This window comes from Citrobacter sp. Ce129, assembly GCF_030334545.1.
Taxonomy (GTDB): domain Bacteria; phylum Pseudomonadota; class Gammaproteobacteria; order Enterobacterales; family Enterobacteriaceae; genus Citrobacter; species Citrobacter europaeus.
The window spans coordinates 264,810-284,991 of the sequence record NZ_JAOWDS010000059.1; the positions used below are offsets into that span (position 1 = coordinate 264,810).

Annotated in this window: 15 protein-coding genes; 8 read left to right on the top strand and 7 right to left on the bottom strand. The window is 53.0% G+C overall.

Going from position 1 to position 20,182, the window contains the following annotated elements; all coding sequences use genetic code 11:
* Positions 1-152: 152 nt before the first annotated feature.
* The 7 genes from OGV77_RS10830 to thpR all read right to left on the bottom strand — a co-directional run bounded on the left by OGV77_RS10830 (position 153) and on the right by thpR (position 5,973).
* The gene (locus OGV77_RS10830) at positions 153-746 is read right to left on the bottom strand and encodes a fimbrial protein (protein ID WP_043018460.1); all 594 of its coding nucleotides are present in this window, start codon (positions 744-746) and stop codon (positions 153-155) included.
* Between the two features lie 364 nt (positions 747-1,110).
* A complete protein-coding gene (gene folK, locus OGV77_RS10835; protein WP_043018461.1) occupies positions 1,111-1,602 on the bottom strand; it encodes a 2-amino-4-hydroxy-6-hydroxymethyldihydropteridine diphosphokinase in 492 nt (163 codons plus the stop codon).
* Between the two features lie 51 nt (positions 1,603-1,653).
* Positions 1,654-3,051: a polynucleotide adenylyltransferase PcnB gene (gene pcnB, locus OGV77_RS10840; protein WP_204363990.1), complete on the bottom strand. Its 1,398-nt coding sequence runs from the start codon at positions 3,049-3,051 to the stop codon at positions 1,654-1,656.
* A gap of 71 nt (positions 3,052-3,122) precedes the next feature.
* A complete protein-coding gene (gene gluQRS / locus OGV77_RS10845) occupies positions 3,123-4,019 on the bottom strand; it encodes a tRNA glutamyl-Q(34) synthetase GluQRS (protein WP_087051026.1) in 897 nt (298 codons plus the stop codon).
* Between the two features lie 70 nt (positions 4,020-4,089).
* Positions 4,090-4,545 carry an RNA polymerase-binding protein DksA gene (gene dksA, locus OGV77_RS10850; RefSeq protein ID WP_003018625.1) on the bottom strand — a complete coding sequence of 152 codons (456 nt, stop codon included), beginning with the start codon at positions 4,543-4,545 and terminating at the stop codon, positions 4,090-4,092.
* Positions 4,546-4,722: 177 nt separating this feature from the next.
* Positions 4,723-5,427, bottom strand: a complete 705-nt coding sequence (gene sfsA, locus OGV77_RS10855; protein WP_043018464.1) for a DNA/RNA nuclease SfsA — start codon at positions 5,425-5,427, stop codon at positions 4,723-4,725.
* A 15-nt stretch (positions 5,428-5,442) separates the two neighbouring features.
* Positions 5,443-5,973 (bottom strand): RNA 2',3'-cyclic phosphodiesterase, encoded by a 531-nt coding sequence (thpR, locus tag OGV77_RS10860; protein WP_043018465.1) that lies wholly within the window; start codon positions 5,971-5,973, stop codon positions 5,443-5,445.
* A gap of 73 nt (positions 5,974-6,046) precedes the next feature.
* Here thpR and hrpB point away from each other — a divergent pair, with 73 nt between their 5' ends.
* From hrpB to fhuA, 8 genes are all read left to right on the top strand, one after another.
* Entirely contained in the window at positions 6,047-8,476 is a 2,430-nt protein-coding gene (hrpB, locus tag OGV77_RS10865; RefSeq protein ID WP_170928018.1) for an ATP-dependent helicase HrpB, read from the top strand.
* Between the two features lie 135 nt (positions 8,477-8,611).
* Entirely contained in the window at positions 8,612-11,152 is a 2,541-nt protein-coding gene (gene mrcB / locus OGV77_RS10870; RefSeq protein WP_075145190.1) for a bifunctional glycosyl transferase/transpeptidase, read from the top strand.
* Between the two features lie 661 nt (positions 11,153-11,813).
* Entirely contained in the window at positions 11,814-12,356 is a 543-nt protein-coding gene (locus OGV77_RS10875; protein WP_075145189.1) for a fimbrial protein, read from the top strand.
* Between the two features lie 51 nt (positions 12,357-12,407).
* Positions 12,408-13,121 carry a fimbrial biogenesis chaperone gene (locus OGV77_RS10880; RefSeq protein WP_080625713.1) on the top strand — a complete coding sequence of 238 codons (714 nt, stop codon included), beginning with the start codon at positions 12,408-12,410 and terminating at the stop codon, positions 13,119-13,121.
* Between the two features lie 31 nt (positions 13,122-13,152).
* Positions 13,153-15,636, top strand: a complete 2,484-nt coding sequence (locus OGV77_RS10885) for a fimbria/pilus outer membrane usher protein (RefSeq protein ID WP_087051028.1) — start codon at positions 13,153-13,155, stop codon at positions 15,634-15,636.
* 14 nt (positions 15,637-15,650) lie between these two features.
* Positions 15,651-16,646 (top strand): fimbrial protein, encoded by a 996-nt coding sequence (locus tag OGV77_RS10890; RefSeq protein ID WP_087051029.1) that lies wholly within the window; start codon positions 15,651-15,653, stop codon positions 16,644-16,646.
* An 89-nt stretch (positions 16,647-16,735) separates the two neighbouring features.
* On the top strand, positions 16,736-17,701 hold the full coding sequence (locus tag OGV77_RS10895; protein WP_231130612.1) for a fimbrial protein: 966 nt from the start codon (positions 16,736-16,738) through the stop codon (positions 17,699-17,701).
* Between the two features lie 222 nt (positions 17,702-17,923).
* Positions 17,924-20,173, top strand: a complete 2,250-nt coding sequence (gene fhuA / locus OGV77_RS10900) for a ferrichrome porin FhuA (RefSeq protein ID WP_047406107.1) — start codon at positions 17,924-17,926, stop codon at positions 20,171-20,173.
* Positions 20,174-20,182 lie beyond the last annotated feature (9 nt).

Genomic DNA, 20,182 nt, shown 5'->3' on the forward strand with positions numbered 1-20,182 from the left:
GATGTTTATAAATCAATGACGGGGGAGTGATTGCTGTAGTCATCACTACCCCGTTATTACACGACGTGTTAATAGAAAATGAATCCTGATTACTACATGGTGCTATTAACGATCGTCTTATTACCTGTTTATTTCATCGTTTAAAAAAACGATTACTGATAGGTAAAGGTATACATTGCGTTGGTGGTAACGTGACCTGGGGTTACTGTATCAGTACCGTTCGCTTTAACGTAAGAAGCTACGAAGTTATAGGTCGCGATTTTGCCTTCACTGAAGGTGGCTTCGTGAACGTCTGCACCATCAACTTTCATCAGCGTTTTGGTGACGTCGTCATGGATAGCGATGTTTACGTTCTTCGCAGCAGCCATGCCAGCAGCAGTCAGGTTGGTGTCGTTATCCAGAGTCCCTTTGGTGTTACCAAAAGCAGAGACCATTGACAGACTAGCCTTAGTACCGGTGGTCACTTCGGCAGCATCTTTACAGTTCAGAATGATGGAGAAAGGTTCTGCTTTTGCGCCGTAAGTAGAATCAGCGACTTCAGTGGTGATATCAGCAGGTGTTGCGGTCTCCAGATAGACGTTGCCATCGGTGGACTCGTCACCACGGCTAGTGGAAACCACTTTAGAACAGGTTGTTGCGCTCACTAAACCGTGAAAATTAATCTGGCCGCCTTCTGCATCCGCTGCCATTGCTGAAGTTGAACCCATTGCCATAACCATGGCTGCTGCCAAAATTGCTTTTTTCATTACTGTATCCTTACAGGATTTGAAATATTAGATAATTGCTATTTTGCTATATTAAATAGCAGGGGCATATTTTAGCTGTTGGTAATGTTTTGTAAAATAATTTGGGTTTATGGATTTGGTAAAATCATTTAATTTTGGCATTATTTTGGGGAAATTCTCATTTGGTTCTTTTTGTCATATTTTTACAGAATATGGTTTTTTGTAAGGGGGCGCAGAAACTAATCAATAATTATTCTTTAATAATAATTATTTTACATGGGTTGTAGTGGAAGAACGTGTATAAATTAGTTTTGCTGAAAACGAAATGTAGTTTAATTAATATGGAAAGTGTTTTTCCCGTAATTAACTTTGTTATATAACGCTACTACCAGCGTGCAGGGCAGGGGGAGGTTTGCTGGACGAGCAACGCAAGTGATTGTTGATCATCCGGGAAGAAAAGCTCTGGCGCAATTTCGTATAACGGCCACAGCATAAAACCACGGTTTTTCATGTCGTAGTGCGGCACAGTCAGACGGTCGGTGTTAATCACTTCGTCGCCAAACAGCATAATGTCGAGGTCCAGCGTGCGTGGCCCCCAGCGTTCAGCTTTGCGCACGCGGCCCTGTTGCAGTTCAATACGCTGAGTATGGTCCAGCAATGCTTCGGGGGCGAGGGCGGTTTCCAGCGCCACGGCGGCGTTCAGGTAGTCTGGTTGATCCTGCGGACCTAACGGCGGTGTGCGGTAAAACGAGGAGATTGCCACGATGCGGCTGTCGGGAATGTCGCCAATCGCTTTGACGGCAGCATTAACCTGCTCCAGCGGGGAAGCGAGGTTACTGCCGAGGGCGATATATACCCGTCGTGTTTCAGGCTGCATCTGCGTCACCGCCTTGATGCAACCCGAAATCCATTGGGTATACGTGATGGGTCATGCGGAACCTTCGCGACGCGGCGCGCGTTTACGCGGGCGACGATGGCGACGGCGTACGTCTGGCTCTTCATCCAGTTCGTTCAGCATGCCTTTTTGTTCTGGCGGCGCTGAAACCTGGAATTCACCCCACCATTTCGCCAGTCGTTGCAGTTCGGCATTGTTTTCTACTTCGGCGCGCAGGGCCAGCAGATCGTAAGCGGCGCGGAACTTCGGATGCTCCATCAGCTTCCAGGCGCGTTTACCCTGACGACGAGACATGCGTAGCTGCAGCTGCCAGATATCGCGGGTCAGCGAGGTCAGACGTTTTGGTATAGCCAGCGAGCGGCAGGCTTCGTCCAGCACGTCGTTCATTGCCAGCGCGAATGCGTCGTAGTAGGCCAGACCGCTTTCCTGCGCAATTTTCTGTGCGGCTTCCAGTAACGGATACCAGAACATGGCGGCGAACAAGAACGCCGGGTTAACGCGCATATCATTGTGAATGCGGTTATCGGTATTCTTCAGTACCTGGGCGATGATGCGTTCCATCGGGCTGTCACCGTCTTCGGTGAAATAGCGCGTAATGGTTGGGAACAGCGGCTGGAACAGGCTGTACTCACGCAGTTTTTTATAGGTTTCATACCCATAGCCCGCCTGTAACAGCTTAAGCGCTTCTTCGAACAGGCGTGCGGGGGGAATATCGTTAAGCAGCGTTGCCAGACGCGGGATCGGCTCTGCGGTTTCCGGGCTGATACGCATGTCGAGCTTGGCGGCAAAGCGCACGGCGCGCAGCATACGCACAGGGTCTTCGCGATAGCGCGTTTCCGGATTACCGATCAGGCGAATGATGCCCTCTTCGAGATCCTGCATGCCGCCGACGTAATCGCGCACGGTGAAATCGGCCACGCTGTAATACAGGCTGTTAATCGTGAAGTCGCGACGCTGGGCATCTTCTTCAATGGAGCCGAAGATGTTGTCGCGCAGCAGCATGCCGTTTTGTCCGCGCTGGGAGGTTGTGCGATCGGACTCGCTGCCTTCATGATGACCGCGGAAAGTCGCCACTTCGATGATTTCCGGGCCAAACATGACATGGGCCAGACGGAAACGGCGACCGACCAGGCGACAGTTACGAAACAGTTTTCGCACCTGATCTGGCGTAGCGTTAGTGGTGACATCAAAATCTTTCGGCTTTTTGCCCAGCAAAAGATCGCGTACGCCTCCGCCAACCAGCCATGCCTCGTATCCGGCCTTATTGAGCCTGTACATTACCTTCAGGGCATTTTCACTGATATCTTTGCGGGAGATAGAGTGCTGCTCACGCGGGATTACCGTCATATGTGGACGGGCGACGGCAAGCTCGGCCTCGCGCTCCTCGCGGCTTAGCACCTTGCGGCAAAAATTAGCGACTCGGGTAAAAATAGTGCACCTCGGTAGTGTCAAACTTCAATCAGAACAAGTGTTGCTGTGTAAAAATAGCGGCTAATCATAGCTCAGCATGGCGCATTTGAGAATGGCGGATTTAATATCGCCGATTCTGGCACTGCTTTCAGGCTCCAGTTTTCCACTGCAAACGCCAGGATCTGCTCCACGCGCATCTCCTGCCACGGAAGATCGGCGCGCTGGCCGAGAAAGCGCAGCGCGGCGACAATCACCGGACGCGGATCGCCTTTCGGCAATGCAGGTGCATGATTTTGCTTGGAAAGTTTAGCGCCTTGCTCGTTAAGCGCCAGCGGCAGATGAATATAGTCCGGCGCCTGCCAGCCAAACTGTTGATACAATGAAATCTGCCGTACGGTTGGCTCGATAAGATCGGCGCCGCGCACAATCTCGGTTACGCCCTGGAAGTGGTCATCGACGACCACCGCGAGGTTATAGGCAAACAGTCCGTCGCGCCGGTGGATAATAAAATCTTCGCCTGCAAGCTGTGGGTCGGCCTGAATCACGCCGCGCAACTGGTCCGTAAACTGCATTACCGGATGGCGTTGCTTAATGCGAACTGCGGCCTGTTCAGGCCCGTGGCGTAGCTCACGGCAGTGACCATCGTAAATGCCGCCGACGCTTTGAATACGCGCGCGCGTACAGGTGCAGTAATAGCTCAGATCCTGTTGATGCAGCCAGGCGAGCGCTTCTCTGTAGGCGTCATGGCGCTGGGATTGCCACAAAATGTCGCCATCCCAGTGCAGTCCGTAATGTTCCAGCTGACGCAGAATCGTATCTGCAGCACCGGGAACTTCACGAGGGGGGTCAATATCTTCAATGCGTACTCGCCAGATTCCGCGCCGGGCACGAGCCTGCAGGTAACTGCCGAGGGCGGCAATCAGTGAACCGAAATGCAGTTCGCCGGAGGGGGAAGGGGCGAAGCGGCCAATATAGTGTGAATCGCTCATTTTGCGGACTAACAAATAATAAGGCGGGAGATGCTCCCGCCTGTAGTAAACGTGGTAAAAATGACCGGAATTAACCTGCCATTTGTTTTTCGCGGATTTCTGCCAGCGTTTTACAGTCGATGCACAGATCGGCTGTCGGACGCGCTTCCAGACGGCGAATACCAATTTCTACGCCGCATGATTCGCAGTAGCCGAAATCTTCGTCTTCCACTTTCTTCAGCGTCTTCTCGATCTTTTTGATCAGTTTGCGCTCACGGTCACGGTTACGCAGCTCAAGGCTGAATTCTTCTTCCTGTGCGGCGCGGTCCACCGGATCAGGGAAGTTAGCCGCTTCGTCTTGCATATGAGATACGGTGCGATCAACTTCATCCCTAAGTTGATTACGCCATGCCTCAAGAATACGCCTGAAGTGCGACAGCTGGGCTTCGTTCATATACTCTTCGCCCGGTTTCTCCTGGTACGGCTCCACCCCAGCGATGGCGAGAATACTCAGGGACGATGTTTTACGGTTTTGCCCTTCTTGCATGTTGCTTCTCCTTAACACGCACTATCGATCCCCATGTTCGGGGGAAAAATCAGGTCGCTATAAATAGCAGATGCTTTTCCGGATAGCAATTATCTAAACGTAACACTTGACAACCCTGTGAGGAAAAGCGTATTTGCCCACGCGCCCAGAATACTAATTAACCAAATGTTTACACCATTACAAGGTAATGGGCAACGGCTCTTTAAGAGTCATACCATGGGCAGAAAGTTCCGCTTTATAAACCAGAATTTCTACCCCCTTAAGCTGTGCTTCAACTAATAATTGCGCATATTTTGCATCGATATGGCGCGCGGGTGAAAACCGTGTAATGGCTGAATGCAGCACCGCGAAAAATATCACCGCCCGCTTGCCTTCGGCCGCTACGCTCATCAATTCCCGAAGATGTTTCTGACCTCGTTCAGTGATGGCATCGGGAAAATAACCCTGATCTTTTTCCGCCAACGTGACTGATTTCACTTCAATATAGCAGTCTGGTCGGGAATCCGCCTGCAACAAAAAGTCGATGCGGCTCCCTTCGGCGCCGTATTTTACTTCGCTTTTCAAGACGCTGTAGCCTGAAACTTCCGAAATTAACGCCTGCTGAATCGACTCTTTCGTTAATCTATTGGCCCACAGTGTGTTAACACAAATAAATGCCCCGGATTGGGTTTGCGTTAATTCCCAGGTATGTGGATATTTCCGTTTAGTATTTTCTGATGTCGAATACCAGACGGTGTCACCCGGGGTTGCGCATCCGGTCATCGCGCCGGTATTTGGGCAGTGTAGCGTTAACTCAGTGCCATCCGGTGTGATCACATCCGCTAAAAAGCGCTTGTAGCGCTGAATGAGCGTAGCCGGTTGTAAAGGTGGAGAAAATTGCATCAGCAGTCCCTTTAATTATTCAGTCAGCGTCCAGCGTTGCAGCTGTGTATAACGCGTGCGTCCTCGTGCAAATGAGGAGGAGTAAAGCGCAAATTCCGTGACCGGAAACGACCAGCCAAAGCCCGGTGGGGGGATGGGAACCGCGTGGCCGGCATCGCGCAGCAGCGTGATATGCGGGTGAAACGGCTGCGGGCTTTGGTAGCACCCACTGCGTGCGGCCTGTGCCCGCAGCATATTCGCCAACTGCAGCAACCCGCGCGGTGGCTGACGCATTCCCAGCCACACGACCCTGGATCGCAGCCATTGCCCGGCATCATCGAACTTGAGCGTAAAACCCGGCTGGCGAATACGCCCCGCGAGCTGCGACAGCGCCTGCTGCTTCTCCGCGCTGACATCGCCTAAAAAGGCCAGCGTCAGATGCAGATTATCGGCGGCGACGGGACGACCCGCTTCTGGGGGGAACTGCGCGGCCCGCCAGTGGATTAACTGCTCCCGAACCTCGCCTGGCAATTCAATCGCAAAGAACAGCCTTTTTGGCTCAGACATGATGGATACTCGGTTATGAATTAACGCGATGCTACAATGCAGCGCGAAGAATGTTAACCCTCTGGAGCCATTTGTGACGTCGTTGCCCGTTGCCGCCGTAGTGCCTGAACTGCTTACCGCCCTTGATGCCTCGTCGCAGGTTCTGCTAACGGCGCCGACCGGGGCCGGGAAATCGACCTGGCTGCCGTTGCGGCTTCTTGAGCATCGCGGGATCAAGGGACGGATTATTTTGCTGGAGCCGCGCCGTCTGGCGGCGCGCAACGTGGCGCAGCGGTTAGCGGAATTGCTGAATGAAAAGCCTGGCGAGACCGTGGGGTATCGCATGCGCGCGCAAAGCTGCATAGGGCCGCAGACCCGACTGGAGGTGGTAACGGAAGGTGTGCTGACGCGCATGATCCAGCGCGATCCTGAACTGGCGGGCGTTGGGTTAGTGATCCTCGACGAATTTCACGAGCGGAGCCTGCAGGCCGACCTGGCGCTGGCTTTGTTGCTGGACGTACAGCAAGGGCTGCGTGACGATTTAAAACTGTTGATTATGTCCGCCACTCTGGACAACGGGCGTTTGCAGCAGATGTTGCCCGATGCGCCGACGATCGTCTCTGAAGGCCGCGCATTCCCCGTTGAGCGGCGGTTTCAACCGTTAGCGGCGTATCTGCGTTTTGATGAAGCGGTGGCGATAGCAACAGCAGATCTACTGCGCCATGAAAGCGGGTCGCTGCTGCTGTTTTTACCGGGAGTGGGAGAAATCCTGCGTGTGCAGGAGCAGCTGGCAACGCGAGTAGGCAGCGATGTGGTGCTGTGCCCGCTGTATGGCGCATTGACGCTTGCCGAACAGCGTCAGGCGATTTTGCCCGCGCCGCAAGGTAAGCGCAAAGTGGTGCTGGCGACCAATATTGCCGAAACCAGCTTAACGATTGAAGGTATCCGGCTGGTGGTGGACTGCGCGCAGGAGCGCATGGCGCGCTATGACGCACGTACCGGTTTGACGCGGCTGATTACCCAGCGCATCAGTCAGGCTTCAATGACCCAGCGAGCGGGTCGCGCAGGGCGTCTGGAGCCCGGTATCTGTTTGCATCTGCTTGCTAAAGAGCAGGCGGAAAGAGCGGCGGCGCAGGGAGACGCGGAGATATTACAGAGCGACCTGTCCGGGCTGTTGATGGAGTTGCTGCAATGGGGATGCACTGACCCTGAGCAACTGAACTGGCTGGATGCGCCGCCCACTATCAACCTGCAGGCGGCAAAACGGCTGCTGGAGATGCTGGGCGCGCTTGCAGGCGACAGGCTCAGCGCCACGGGGCAGAAAATGGCGGCGTTGGGTAACGACCCCCGTTTAGCGGCTATGCTGGTTAGCGCCAACAATGACGATGAAGCGGCAACGGCGGCGAAACTGGCTGCGATTCTGGAAGAGCCGCCGCGCGGCGGCAGTACCGATCTGGCCGTGGCGTTTTCACGAAATCAGCCTGCCTGGCAGCAGCGCAGTCAACAATTGCTGAAACGGCTTAACGTTCGCAACGGACACCCCGACAGCGCGCTGCTCCCCTCATTGCTGGCGCAGGCGTTTGCCGATCGGATCGCGCGTAGACGCGGGCAGGAAGGGCGCTATCAACTGGCCAACGGTATGGGGGCAATGCTGGATGCTGATGACGCCTCAGGACGCCATGAATGGCTGATAGCACCGTTGTTACTGCAGGGCAGCGCTTCGCCGGATGCGCGTATTCTGCTGGCCTTGCCGCTGGATATCGAGGCGTTGATGCAGGCATGTCCTGAACTGCTGCAACAGTCCGACACCATCGAATGGGATGAGACTCAGGGAACGTTAAAGGCCTTGCGTCGGTCGCGCATTGGTCAGCTAACGGTAAAAGTACAGCCGCTGGCCAAACCCTCGGAAGAGGAGTTGCACCAGGCGATGTTGAACGGCATTCGCGATAAAGGACTCAGTGTGCTCAACTGGACGCCGGAAGCCGAGCAGTTTCGCCTGCGTCTGCAATGCGCGGCAAACTGGTTGCCAGAGTATGACTGGCCCGCGGTAGATGAGGACTCTCTGCTGGCGTCGCTGGAGAGCTGGCTGCTGCCGCACATGAGCGGTGTGCACTCGTTACGCGCGTTAAAAGCGCTAAATGTGGCTCAGGCGTTGCGCGGTTTGCTGGATTGGTCAATGCTGCAACGTCTGGATAGTGAACTGCCGGCGCATTACACTGTGCCGACGGGAAGCCGGATCGCCATTCGCTATCATGAGGATAATCCTCCGGTACTGGCGGTGCGGATGCAGGAAATGTTTGGTGAAGCGAAGACCCCAACCATCGCCCAGGGACGCATACCGTTGGTGCTGGAACTGCTGTCTCCTGCCCAGCGACCGCTACAGGTGACCAGTGATTTGAGCGCGTTCTGGCAGGGATCGTACCGCGAGGTGCAAAAAGAGATGAAAGGGCGCTATCCCAAACATGTCTGGCCGGACGATCCGGCGAATACCGCGCCAACGCGGCGCACCAAAAAGTATTCGTAATGAAACGGTAGGCCGGATAAGGCGTTTATGCCGCATCCGGCAAAGAGCGGTAATAATTGAGAGATTTCTTCTTCTGTCGCAGGACGGAAGAACAGAGAATCGGGCCCTTGCGCCTGAATGTTGCGGAGAAAAAGCATGGCGGGGAATGACCGCGAGCCAATTGGACGTAAAGGGAAACCATCGCGTCCGGTGAAACAAAAGGTGAGCCGTCGTCAACTCAGAGATGAAGAGTATGACGACGATTATGATGATGATGACTATGAGGATGAAGAACCGATGCCGCGTAAGGGTAAGGGCAAAGGGCGTAAGCCTCGTGGTAAGCGCGGCTGGTTCTGGCTGCTGGTAAAACTGTCGATTGTCTTTTTGGTGCTGATCGCCATTTACGGCGTGTATCTGGACCAAAAAATCCGTAGTCGTATTGATGGCAAAGTCTGGCAGCTTCCTGCGGCGGTATATGGCCGTATGGTTAACCTTGAGCCAGAAATGCCTATCGGTAAGAACGAGATGGTGAAGCTGCTGGAGGCTACGCAGTATCGTCAGGTGACGAAGATGACGCGTCCGGGCGAATTTACCGTGCAGGCGAAGAGCATCGAGATGATTCGTCGTCCGTTTGACTTCCCGGACAGCAAAGAAGGGCAGGTGCGCGCGCGTCTGACCTTTGACGGCGATCATCTGGACACCATCGAGAATATGGATAACAACCGCCAGTTCGGTTTCTTCCGTCTCGATCCGCGTCTGATCACCATGCTTTCTTCGCCTAACGGCGAGCAGCGCCTGTTTGTTCCGCGTAGCGGCTTCCCGGATCTGCTGGTGGATACGCTGCTGGCGACCGAAGACCGTCACTTCTATGAACATGACGGTATCAGCCTCTATTCCATTGGTCGTGCGGTGCTGGCGAACCTGACGGCGGGTCGTACGGTACAGGGTGCCAGTACGCTGACTCAGCAGTTGGTGAAAAACCTGTTCCTCTCCAGCGAACGCTCTTACTGGCGTAAAGCCAACGAAGCCTATATGGCGCTGATTATGGACGCGCGTTACAGCAAAGATCGCATTCTTGAGCTGTACATGAACGAAGTCTATCTCGGTCAAAGCGGTGATAATGAGATCCGCGGCTTCCCGCTGGCGAGCCTCTATTATTTCGGTCGTCCGGTGGAAGAACTGAGCCTCGACCAGCAGGCGCTGCTGGTAGGGATGGTTAAAGGGGCGTCGATCTACAACCCATGGCGTAACCCGAAGCTGGCGCTGGAGCGTCGTAACCTGGTTCTGCGTTTGCTGCAACAGCAGCAGATTATCGACCAGGATCTGTATGACATGCTGAGCGCGCGTCCATTAGGCGTACAGCCGCGTGGTGGGGTGATCTCCCCGCAGCCTGCGTTTATGCAGATGGTGCGTCAGGAGCTACAGGCGAAGCTGGGCGATAAAGTTAAAGATCTCTCCGGCGTGAAAATCTTCACCACCTTTGATTCCGTGGCGCAGGACGCCGCCGAAAAAGCGGCGGTGGAAGGCATTCCGGTGCTGAAGAAACAGCGTAAGCTGAGCGATCTGGAAACGGCGATTGTGGTGGTTGACCGCTTTAGCGGTGAAGTTCGCGCCATGGTCGGCGGAGCAGAACCGCAGTTTGCGGGCTATAACCGTGCGATGCAGGCGCGTCGTTCGATTGGCTCTCTGGCCAAGCCTGCGACCTATCTGACCGCACTCAGTCAGCCGAAGCTGTACCGTCTCAATACCTGGATTGCCGATGCGCCGATTGCGCTGCGTCAGCCGAACGGCCAGGTGTGGTCGCCGCAGAACGATGACCGTCGCTATAGCGAAAGCGGAAAAGTGATGCTGGTGGATGCGTTAACGCGCTCGATGAACGTGCCAACGGTAAATCTGGGGATGGCGCTGGGCCTGCCTGCTGTGACCGACACCTGGCTGAAGCTGGGCGCGCCGAAAGATCAGCTTAACCCGGTTCCGGCCATGCTGCTTGGAGCGTTGAACCTGACGCCAATCGAAGTAGCACAGGCGTTCCAGACTATCGCCAGTGGCGGGAACCGCGCGCCGCTGTCAGCGCTGCGTTCGGTGATTGCTGAAGATGGTACGGTGTTGTACCAGAGCTTCCCGCAGGCCGAGCGCGCCGTTCCGGCGCAGGCGGCGTATATGACGCTGTGGACCATGCAGCAGGTGGTTCAGCGTGGTACGGGTCGCCAGCTTGGCGCGAAGTATCCAGGGCTGCATCTGGCAGGGAAAACCGGGACCACCAACAACAACGTGGATACCTGGTTTGCCGGGATTGACGGCAGCCAGGTGACCATTACCTGGGTTGGCCGTGATAACAACCAGCCAACCAAGCTGTACGGCGCCAGCGGCGCGATGTCGATTTATCAGCGTTATCTGGCGAACCAGACGCCGACACCGCTGGTGCTGACGCCGCCGGAAGATGTGGTAGATATGGGCGTGGACTACGACGGCAACTTCGTATGTAGCGGCGGGATGCGTACGCTCCCGGTGTGGACCACCGATCCGGATTCACTGTGTCAGCAGGGTGAAATGCAGCAGCAGTCGGGGAATCCGTTCGATCAGTCAACGCCGCAGCAGCAGCCACAACAGCAGCAACAGCAACAACCGCCGCAGCAGGAGAAGAAAGATAGCGACGGTGTCGCTGGCTGGATTAAGGACATGTTCGGCAGTAACTGATTTTGGTTTTAACTGTTCTTCCCCCGCATCGGCACAGGCCGGTGTGGGGGACTTCCCCCACGCGTTGCTGGCACCTTTCCCTCTCTTTTCATTTTCTCTCTGCGTGCTGAATGTCTGCGCTTGCCTTCGCGTATGCGACTAATTTGCTGTAGATCACATTTCTTTGTTAATTGCCGCAGTAAGTAAAATTGATCTGCTGTGGTATTTGTAGCCCGCACTTGGGCTGTTAATTATAGACTCAATATATTACTTTTTTGTATATATTCGGTATTGACTAATTTTACTCGCATTTTTGTGCTGGTTTTTTCGCTATTCTTATTTTTTGGGATCATAAGGTGGTATTTAATATTCCCTTGTTGAATTGATTAAAGTCTTCTTAATTCAAATTTAAGAAAATATTGTGTCTATTCTTATCGTTATGAATTTAAAGGAATAGTCAGCGTTCGGCATCATCTTTGGTGAATATGTTAGTTCGCTTTTATAGGTTATGAACCGTAGAATAGATCACGCAAAGGAATGTTTTGGATTGAATGAGTCGATAAAGATATATTATATATCAAGTGATGTTGTTGCATCCGTATCTACAGCCAGTCTTAAGTTCCTTTCGTTAAAATTGCTTTTTTCTTTGTTACTTTTTGTGAGCATATGTAAGGAATACGTTATGTGCAAAAAAATTCTCACCTCGTTGTTTGTAAGCAGTGTGCTGGCGGGTGCCGCAATGCCTGTATTAGCCGTTGATACGGGAACCGTAACCTTTAACGGAAAAATTATTCCTGATAGCTGCGTAGTGGATGTTAACGGTACAACGACAAACGGTACGGTGACGTTTAATAATCTTTCACAAACCGCATTTGGCGCAGATAAGAAAGTGGGGGATTCACAATCTTTTGCTATCACGCTGACGGAATGTGATGCCGCGATTGCCAACCTCAATATCAAATTTGATGGTACGCGTATCGCCGGATATAACGAGGAAGTATTGCAACCGACGGGAACCGCGACGAACCTCGGCGTGCGTATGTTGCCGGAAGGCAGCAGTAATTACGTAAAATTTGATGGCTCAGATCCTGATGCGTCTTTGAATAAAGCCAATGGCGACAGCGTAGTGTTCAATTATAAAGCTGAAGTTATTCAGGTTGGCAGCACGGTACCGACCACCGGTGATTATACCGCGCAAGCGACTTATACCCTGATTTATCGTTAATTGTCATACAACCTGGCCCAGGCTGGGCCAGTATTTCAATGGAATGGAAAAATGAAACGACTCATTACCACATTAGCCCTGGTGTTAGCTACTGGCATTAATATTGCTCATGCTGGCGTAGTGGTTGGCGGAACGCGAATTATTTATCCTGCCAACCAGTCTGAAGTACAGGTAACATTAAAAAATAAAGATAATGATAAACGTTATCTGGTGCATAGTTGGGTCAGTAATATTGATGACAGTAAAGCGCCATTTATTATTACCCCACCGATTTATAAACTGGATGAAAATCGCCAGACGCTGCTGCACGTAGTTTATACCGGTAATAAAACGGCCTTGCCGCAGGACCGTGAGTCGCTGTTTATGGCGAATATAAAATCTGTTTCTGCGATCCCGGAAGAATTACGCGATAACAACACGCTGCAATTTGCTATTAAGACCAAATTAAAGCTGTTCTATCGCCCGGCTTCGCTGAAAGAAAGTGAGGCGAAAACGGCCTGGCAGTCATTGCAGTTTAGCCGCAGCCAAAACCAGTTAGTGGTGAAAAACCCTACGCCATTCTATGTCACCTTTGGACAGCTAAAAGTCGCGGGAACAGAGATTAAAGCAGCATCAGAGCAAAACTCTCCCTCGGCATTAACCATGATGGTCGCGCCGTTTGCTGAGCAGCGTTTTCCGTTGCCATCGGCAGTAAAAGGTAACGTTGTCTGGACCGCAATTAATGATTACGGATCAGAAACCGGACAGCGGAAACAGTCGCTGTAAATGAGCTATCGATTTCTTACGGGTGGCGTTTATGTCTTCTCATCGTACTGTCCGGCTTTTTGCACTCAATACGCTGACATTCGCGATATTAACGGCGAGTGGTTCCGTTTGCGCTGACGATTATTTCAATCTCAACGCGCTGGAAACGGGGACGCCGCTGGAGAATACCGGCGCGCTTGAAGCCTATTTACGCCATAACGGATTATCTCCCGGGCGGTATTTAACGTCCATTGTCTGGGATCAGGATCGCATCGATAAACGAAATTTAAATTACCTCCTTTCAAAAGATAACAGCAAACTGATTCCGCAATTCACCAAAGCGGAACTGCGCGAATTAGGCGTCAAAGTCGATACCGTCCCGGCATTAAATAATATTAATGAAGATACGCTGCTGGGCGATATTAGTGAATATATTGCTGATGCGCGCTATGACTTCAGCCCGGAAACTCAGGTGCTGCAATTACGTATTCCGCAAATCTACCGCGACAAACAAATTTCGGGCGAAAGCAATCCTGCTTCCTGGGACGATGGCATTCCGGCGCTGTGGACCAGCTACTATGTTTCGGGTTCGCATCAGCAGTCGAATGGGGACAACAATACCTCTAACTGGGCCAGTCTCAATTCGGGTATGAACATCGGCCCATGGCGGGTGCGCAATTCCAGCAACTGGGGGAATGACAGCGGCTGGCAATCTATAAGCACAACGCTGGAGCGTGATATCAAACGCCTGCGCAGCCAGCTTCAGCTTGGGCAAACCTACACCAACGGCGAACTGTTCGACAGCGTACAAATGACCGGGGTGAAGCTGGAGACCGATACCAGCATGCTGCCCAGCGGATTACAGGGGTTCGCCCCGGTGGTGCGCGGCATCGCCAACAGCGATGCCAAAGTGACCATCAAACAAAACGGTTACACCATCTACCAGACCAACGTCTCGCCCGGCCCGTTTGAAATCCGTGATTTAACCCAGGTCACGGCAGGGGCGGATCTGGAAGTCACCGTCACGGAGGCCGACGGTACGGAGCGCAGCTTTATTCAGGCCAGCTCCTCGGTGCCGATTATGCAGCGCGAAGGCGCGCTGAAGTACAGCCTGGCGGCAGGAAAATATCGCGATGTGGATAACGGCGAGGAGCCGGAATTCGGCCAGGCGACGGCCATTTACGGCTTACCTTACGGGATTACCGCCTACGGCGGTCTGCAGGGCGCGTCGATGTATCATGCCGGGCTGGTCGGCATCGGGGCCGATTTACGCGATTTTGGTTCCGTGTCGATGGATTTGACGGCGGCCAGAACCGCGTTTGACGACGGTCGCGCAGATGCGAACGGCCAGTCGTGGCGCGCGCAGTACGCAAAAGATTTTCCGCTGACCAATACCACGGTCACGCTGGCCAGCTATCGTTATTCCACCTCCGGGTTTTATACCTTTCAGGAGGCGCTCGATCAGCGCAATAACACCTATGATGACGACAGCATTTACAGCTATCGCAATGCTTTTAACCGCCGGAGCCGCTTACAGCTAAACCTTTCACAGTCGTTACATAGCTGGGGGTCGGTATATGCCAACGCCTATCAGCAGGACTACTGGGGAATGGAAGGCCATGAGCGCAGCGTCAGCCTGGGTTACAGCAGTAGCTGGCAGGGCGTTAACTGGTCGCTGAACTACAGCCTGACGAAAACGCCTTCAACCGATAACGACCAGCAGGTTTCGATTTCGATTAACGTACCGCTCTCGCGCTGGCTGGCGAACTCCTGGGGCACCTACAACCTGACCAGTTCGAAAAAAGGTAACACTTCACACCAGGCGGGCGTCAGCGGCACGCTGCTGGAAAATAACAACTTAAATTACAATCTTCAGCAGACCTACACCGATAACAACGTGGGCTACGGCGCCTATCTCTCCTCGCGCTATCGGGCCTCGGTGGGGGAATTCAGCGCGAATTACAGCTATCAGCAAGACAGCAAGCAGTGGGGCTATAGCGCGCAGGGATCCGTGGTCGCGCACTCGCAGGGAATCACGCTGGGACAATCAATCCAGGACGCTTTTGCGGTGGTGCATATCGCCGATGGCGATAACGTCAAAATCCAGAATTCACAAGGGGTGTATACCGACCGTTGGGGCAATGCCATTGTGCCGACCTTAACCAACTATCGGCGCAATACTATCACCGTGAATACCCAGGGGCGCGATGATTTAGATATTCAGGATGCGTCTTTGGACGTGATTCCGACGAAAGGTGCGGTGGTGGCGGCTGACTTTACCGCGCGGGCAGGTAAACGCGCCTTGCTGACGTTGCGATATGGCCAGGGCGTAGTGCCTTTTGGGGCCGTGCTGAGTATGGACGGCGCGACGTCAATCGTAGGCGATGCCGGTGAAGTGTATGTCACCGGGTTAAAAGGGACGCAGCGTGTGACCGCACAATGGGGCGATACGGCGCAGCAGCGCTGCTCGGCGGAGGTGACGGTTCCGGCACAACCGGAACCGGGTATTTTTACCACAACGCTTAACTGCCATTGATAAAAGGAGGCAATATGCAAAGGATGATAAAACGCGGGTGTCAGGTGGTGGTATGCGGTGGATTGTTGATGTGCTACCAGATGGCAAGCGCCAGTTGTTCAATTTTAAATGGTAAGGAACCTTCGACTGCGGTAATCACGCTGCCAGCATTAGTGGTGAATGCCGATGCCGAACCGGGAACCGTGCTCTACTCGCAAGAGTCATTAGGGGATGCGATTTCTGTTTCATGTACCAGCGATGGAGAGATCAAGACGGGCTACACCTTTTTAACCGCCAGCGATGAGCGTACCGATAATCCATTGTCCCGGGTTTATCAGACCAACGTTCCCGGAATTGGCGTACGCATGGCGTGGGTTAAAGACATCCAGGTGATAACGCCAGGCTCGTTGGTAACACCGATGCATACTGGGTCATCCCGAACCGAACCGAAGAGTATTTATGCAATGGACTCACACGCGGAGGCACAGTTTGTCGTGACCGGAGAAGTGAGCTCAGGGGACATTGATACTTCACAGTTAAGTGCTGACTGGATCTACGACGGCGTTACTGTGGCGAGGATCAGAGTTTCACCGACTACCGTAATCGTTCAGTCAAACAGCTGTAACCTGGTTGAAAAGAATGTTCTGGCGCCGCTCTCTACGATTGTTGCCAGCGAACTGGCTAATGGCGTGTCCAGAACGGTGTCCGATGACAGCTTTAAAATTCAGCTTAATAATTGCAGCGCGGGCATCCAGGTTGACTATCAGTTCACTACCGCGGGTTCGACCGGCGTCACGGATGGCAATATCCTGAATATTGCTACGGGCGATCACGCTGCTGACGGGGTCGGCATTCAAATTATGGACAGTAACGACAACGTGCTGCAGTTTGATCGCAACTATACGGCGGTCGCGCAAACGACACAGGATCAGTCGGTGACCATTCCACTTAAGGCGCGCTATATCAAAACGGGTAACGTGAAGGCGGGTCAGGTTGATGCGGTGGCGACGTTTGCCGTTTATTACCGGTAATCCACTGGGGAACGCGCCCAGGGATGTTGTTTAGCAAACAGGAAAGTTAACCAATGAGTAAAGGGAAAAAGGGATTTTCCAGGCTCTTCATGATGTTGGTTTTAGCCTTGGTGAGCGTCTGTTTTCAGCAGGCCAGAGCGGACTGCTCGTTTACCAATCCGAATGCGAATCCAACGATTACGTTTACCATGCCCGCGCAGATTGTGATTGACTCCGATGCCGCCGTAGGAACCATTGTCTATTCCGGAGAAACGGTCGGAGAATCACACGGATTGACCTGTAATACAGATGTACAGGTTCGCGAAGGTTACACGGTATTAACCGATGCCGATTACTCGGGAGTGTTAAGCGGCGTTTATAAAACCACGGTGCCGGGCATCGGGGTTCGCGCCGCCCGCGCGGAAAATAAAACCGCCACCTTTACCGACGATAACATTATTACTCCCTGGCATTATCTGGGGATGACGGGCAACTGGGTCTCGTATGATTCAACTTATCATGTCGGCGTTCAGTTAGTGGTTATCGGGACGGTCCAGTCTGGCACGCTGGATACCAGTAAATTTAACGCCGATTATCAAATGGGAAGTTTAACCGTAGCGAAATTACGCTTTGCGCCTGCCACGGTTGATGTGATTGCTAATACCTGCAATCTGAAAAGCAAAAATATCAATGTGTTGCTGGATACGGTGACAGCCGGTGGGTTATCTCAGGGATATTCATCCGTGCTCACCGATGACAGCTTTAAAATTGAAGTCGCCAATTGTACTGCCGGAACGCACATTGATTATAAGTTTACCAGCGCCGGTTCAACCGGTGTTACCGACGGCACTATTCTGAACATTGCCCACGGAGAAGGGGCCGCCAGCGGCGTCGGGATCCAGATCCTCGACAAAGACAATCATGTGCTGAATTTTGATCAGGAATATACGGGGATCGAAAGCGCGACCGGGCAGGGAACAGAGGTGATCCCGCTGAAAGCGCGATACGCTAAAACCGGAACGGTGAAGGGGGGCCAGGTCGATGCGGTGGCTACCTTTGAAGTGTATTACCGCTAATGTGGATCTATGCAGACGCGATACCCCTACGGGGTTCTTTTTGAGCCCTAACATTTTAGCCTAATTTATTAACCCTTTCTTTTCATCTGGTTATTTCTTAACCCCTCAGTTTTAGTAGGGACGCGTATTGCTTGCTATCTCGCCAGAGTTTCGAATATTATGCTGCCGTTATAATAATAATTCTCGTTTACGTTATCATTCACTTTCATCAGAGAAATACCAATGGCGCGTCTTAAAACTGCTCAGCCAAGTTCATCGCTGCGTAAAATCGCAGTAGTGGTAGCCACAGCGGTTAGCGGCATGTCTGTCTATGCACAGGCGGCGGTTGACCCGAAAGAAGAAACCATCACCGTAACTGCTGCACCTGCCCCGCAGGAAAGCGCATGGGGACCAGCGGCAACCATCGCTGCACGACAGTCTGCTACGGCGACCAAAACCGATACTCCGATTCAAAAAGTTCCTCAGTCTATTTCCGTGGTCACCGCCGAAGAGATGGCGTTGCATCAGCCGAAATCGGTTAAAGAGGCGCTCAGCTACACCCCTGGCGTTGCCGTGGGTACGCGTGGTGCGTCCAATACCTATGACTATCTGATTATTCGCGGATTTGCCGCCGACGGCCAAAGTCAGAATAACTATCTGAATGGCCTGAAGATGCAGGGTAACTTCTATAACGATGCGGTAATCGACCCCTATATGCTGGAACGCGCTGAAGTGATGCGCGGTCCGGTTTCCGTTCTTTACGGAAAGAGCAACCCTGGCGGGTTGTTGAACATGGTCAGCAAGCGTCCGACGACGGAGCCGCTGAAAGAAGTTCAGTTCAAAATGGGCACCGACAGCCTGTTCCAGACCGGTTTCGACTTCAGCGATGCGCTGGATGACGATGGCGTGTACTCATACCGCCTGACCGGCCTGGCGCGTTCTGCGAATGCGCAGCAGCAGGGTGCGGAAGAACAACGCTACGCCATCGCGCCATCGTTCTCATGGCGTCCGGATGATAAGACAAACTTCACCTTCCTCTCCTACTTCCAGAACGAGCCGGAAACCGGCTATTACGGCTGGTTGCCGAAAGAGGGGACCGTATCTAAGCTGCCAAACGGTTCACGTCTGCCTACCGATTTCAACGAAGGTGCGAACAACAATACCTATTCTCGTAACGAGAAGATGGTGGGCTACAGCTTCGATCACGAATTTAACGATACCTTTACCGTGCGTCAGAACCTGCGTTATGCGCAAAACAAGGTTTCGCAGAATAGCGTGTATGGCTACGGAATGTGCTCCGATCCGCTCTATACAAAGGATCCGGCCAACAGTCCTTGCGCCAGCGTTCCTCAGGCCGATTGGGATCACACGCTGACTCGCCAATACGTTATCGATAATGAGAAATTGCAGAACTTCTCTGTTGATACCCAACTGCAAAGCAAGTTTGCAACTGCCGATGTTGATCACACGCTGCTGACCGGCGTTGATTTCATGCGTATGCGTAACGATATCGACTCCTGGTTTGGTTATGCCGGTTCCGTATCGCCGTCAGATATCTATAACCTTGATCGCAGCGACTTCGATTTTGGCTCACACCCTGGTCCTTCCGGTCCTTATAAAGTGCTGAATAAGCAGAAGCAGACTGGCCTGTACGCTCAGGATCAGATGCAGTGGGATAAGGTGCTGGTCACTCTGGGCGGTCGTTACGACTGGGCTAAACAGGACTCCCTGAACCGCGTTTCTGGCGTGCAGGATTCCCGTGATGATAAGCAATTCACCTGGCGTGGCGGTGTTAACTACCTGTTCGACAACGGTGTGACCCCGTATTTCAGCTACAGCGAGTCGTTTGAACCTGCTTCTCAGGTCGGGGAAAGCGGCAACATCTTTGCGCCATCTAAAGGTAAGCAGTACGAAGCTGGCGTGAAGTACGTGCCGAGCGATCGTCCGATCGTGATCACTGGTGCCGTTTACCAGTTGACCAAAACCAACAACCTGATGGCCGACCCGAATGGATCGTTCTGGTCAGTTGAAGGCGGTGAAATTCGTTCACGCGGTGTGGAAATCGAAGCGAAAGCGGCGCTGTCTGCCAGCGTCAACGTAGTGGGTTCTTATACCTACACCGACGCGGAATACACTACCGACACCAACTACAAAGGCAACACGCCTGCTCAGGTGCCAAAACATATGGCATCACTGTGGGGGGACTACACCCTTTATGACGGCGCGCTTTCCGGGCTGACGTTGGGTACGGGTGTTCGTTATACTGGCTCCAGCTATGGCGATCCGGCAAACTCATTTAAAGTGGGGAGCTATACGCTGGTGGATGCGTTAGTACGTTACGATCTGGCGCGCGTCGGCATGGCGGGCTCCAACGTGGCGCTGCATGTGAACAACCTGTTTGACCGTGAATACGTCGCCAGTTGCTTCAATACCTATGGCTGCTTCTGGGGCGCAGAACGTCAGGTCGTTGCAACCGCAACCTTCCGTTTCTAATTTCTTTTG

Bases quoted from the DNA above. Each gene is read 5' to 3' on its own strand.
- OGV77_RS10830 (WP_043018460.1), bottom strand. From the start codon at position 746: ATGAAAAAAGCAATTTTGGCAGCAGCCATGGTTATGGCAATGGGTTCA.
- folK (WP_043018461.1), bottom strand. From the start codon at position 1,602: ATGCAGCCTGAAACACGACGGGTATATATCGCCCTCGGCAGTAACCTC.
- gluQRS (WP_087051026.1), bottom strand. From the start codon at position 4,019: ATGAGCGATTCACACTATATTGGCCGCTTCGCCCCTTCCCCCTCCGGC.
- dksA (WP_003018625.1), bottom strand. From the start codon at position 4,545: ATGCAAGAAGGGCAAAACCGTAAAACATCGTCCCTGAGTATTCTCGCC.
- sfsA (WP_043018464.1), bottom strand. From the start codon at position 5,427: ATGCAATTTTCTCCACCTTTACAACCGGCTACGCTCATTCAGCGCTAC.
- thpR (WP_043018465.1), bottom strand. From the start codon at position 5,973: ATGTCTGAGCCAAAAAGGCTGTTCTTTGCGATTGAATTGCCAGGCGAG.
- mrcB (WP_075145190.1), top strand. From the start codon at position 8,612: ATGGCGGGGAATGACCGCGAGCCAATTGGACGTAAAGGGAAACCATCG.
- OGV77_RS10875 (WP_075145189.1), top strand. From the start codon at position 11,814: ATGTGCAAAAAAATTCTCACCTCGTTGTTTGTAAGCAGTGTGCTGGCG.
- OGV77_RS10880 (WP_080625713.1), top strand. From the start codon at position 12,408: ATGAAACGACTCATTACCACATTAGCCCTGGTGTTAGCTACTGGCATT.
- OGV77_RS10885 (WP_087051028.1), top strand. From the start codon at position 13,153: ATGTCTTCTCATCGTACTGTCCGGCTTTTTGCACTCAATACGCTGACA.
- OGV77_RS10890 (WP_087051029.1), top strand. From the start codon at position 15,651: ATGCAAAGGATGATAAAACGCGGGTGTCAGGTGGTGGTATGCGGTGGA.
- OGV77_RS10895 (WP_231130612.1), top strand. From the start codon at position 16,736: ATGATGTTGGTTTTAGCCTTGGTGAGCGTCTGTTTTCAGCAGGCCAGA.
- fhuA (WP_047406107.1), top strand. From the start codon at position 17,924: ATGGCGCGTCTTAAAACTGCTCAGCCAAGTTCATCGCTGCGTAAAATC.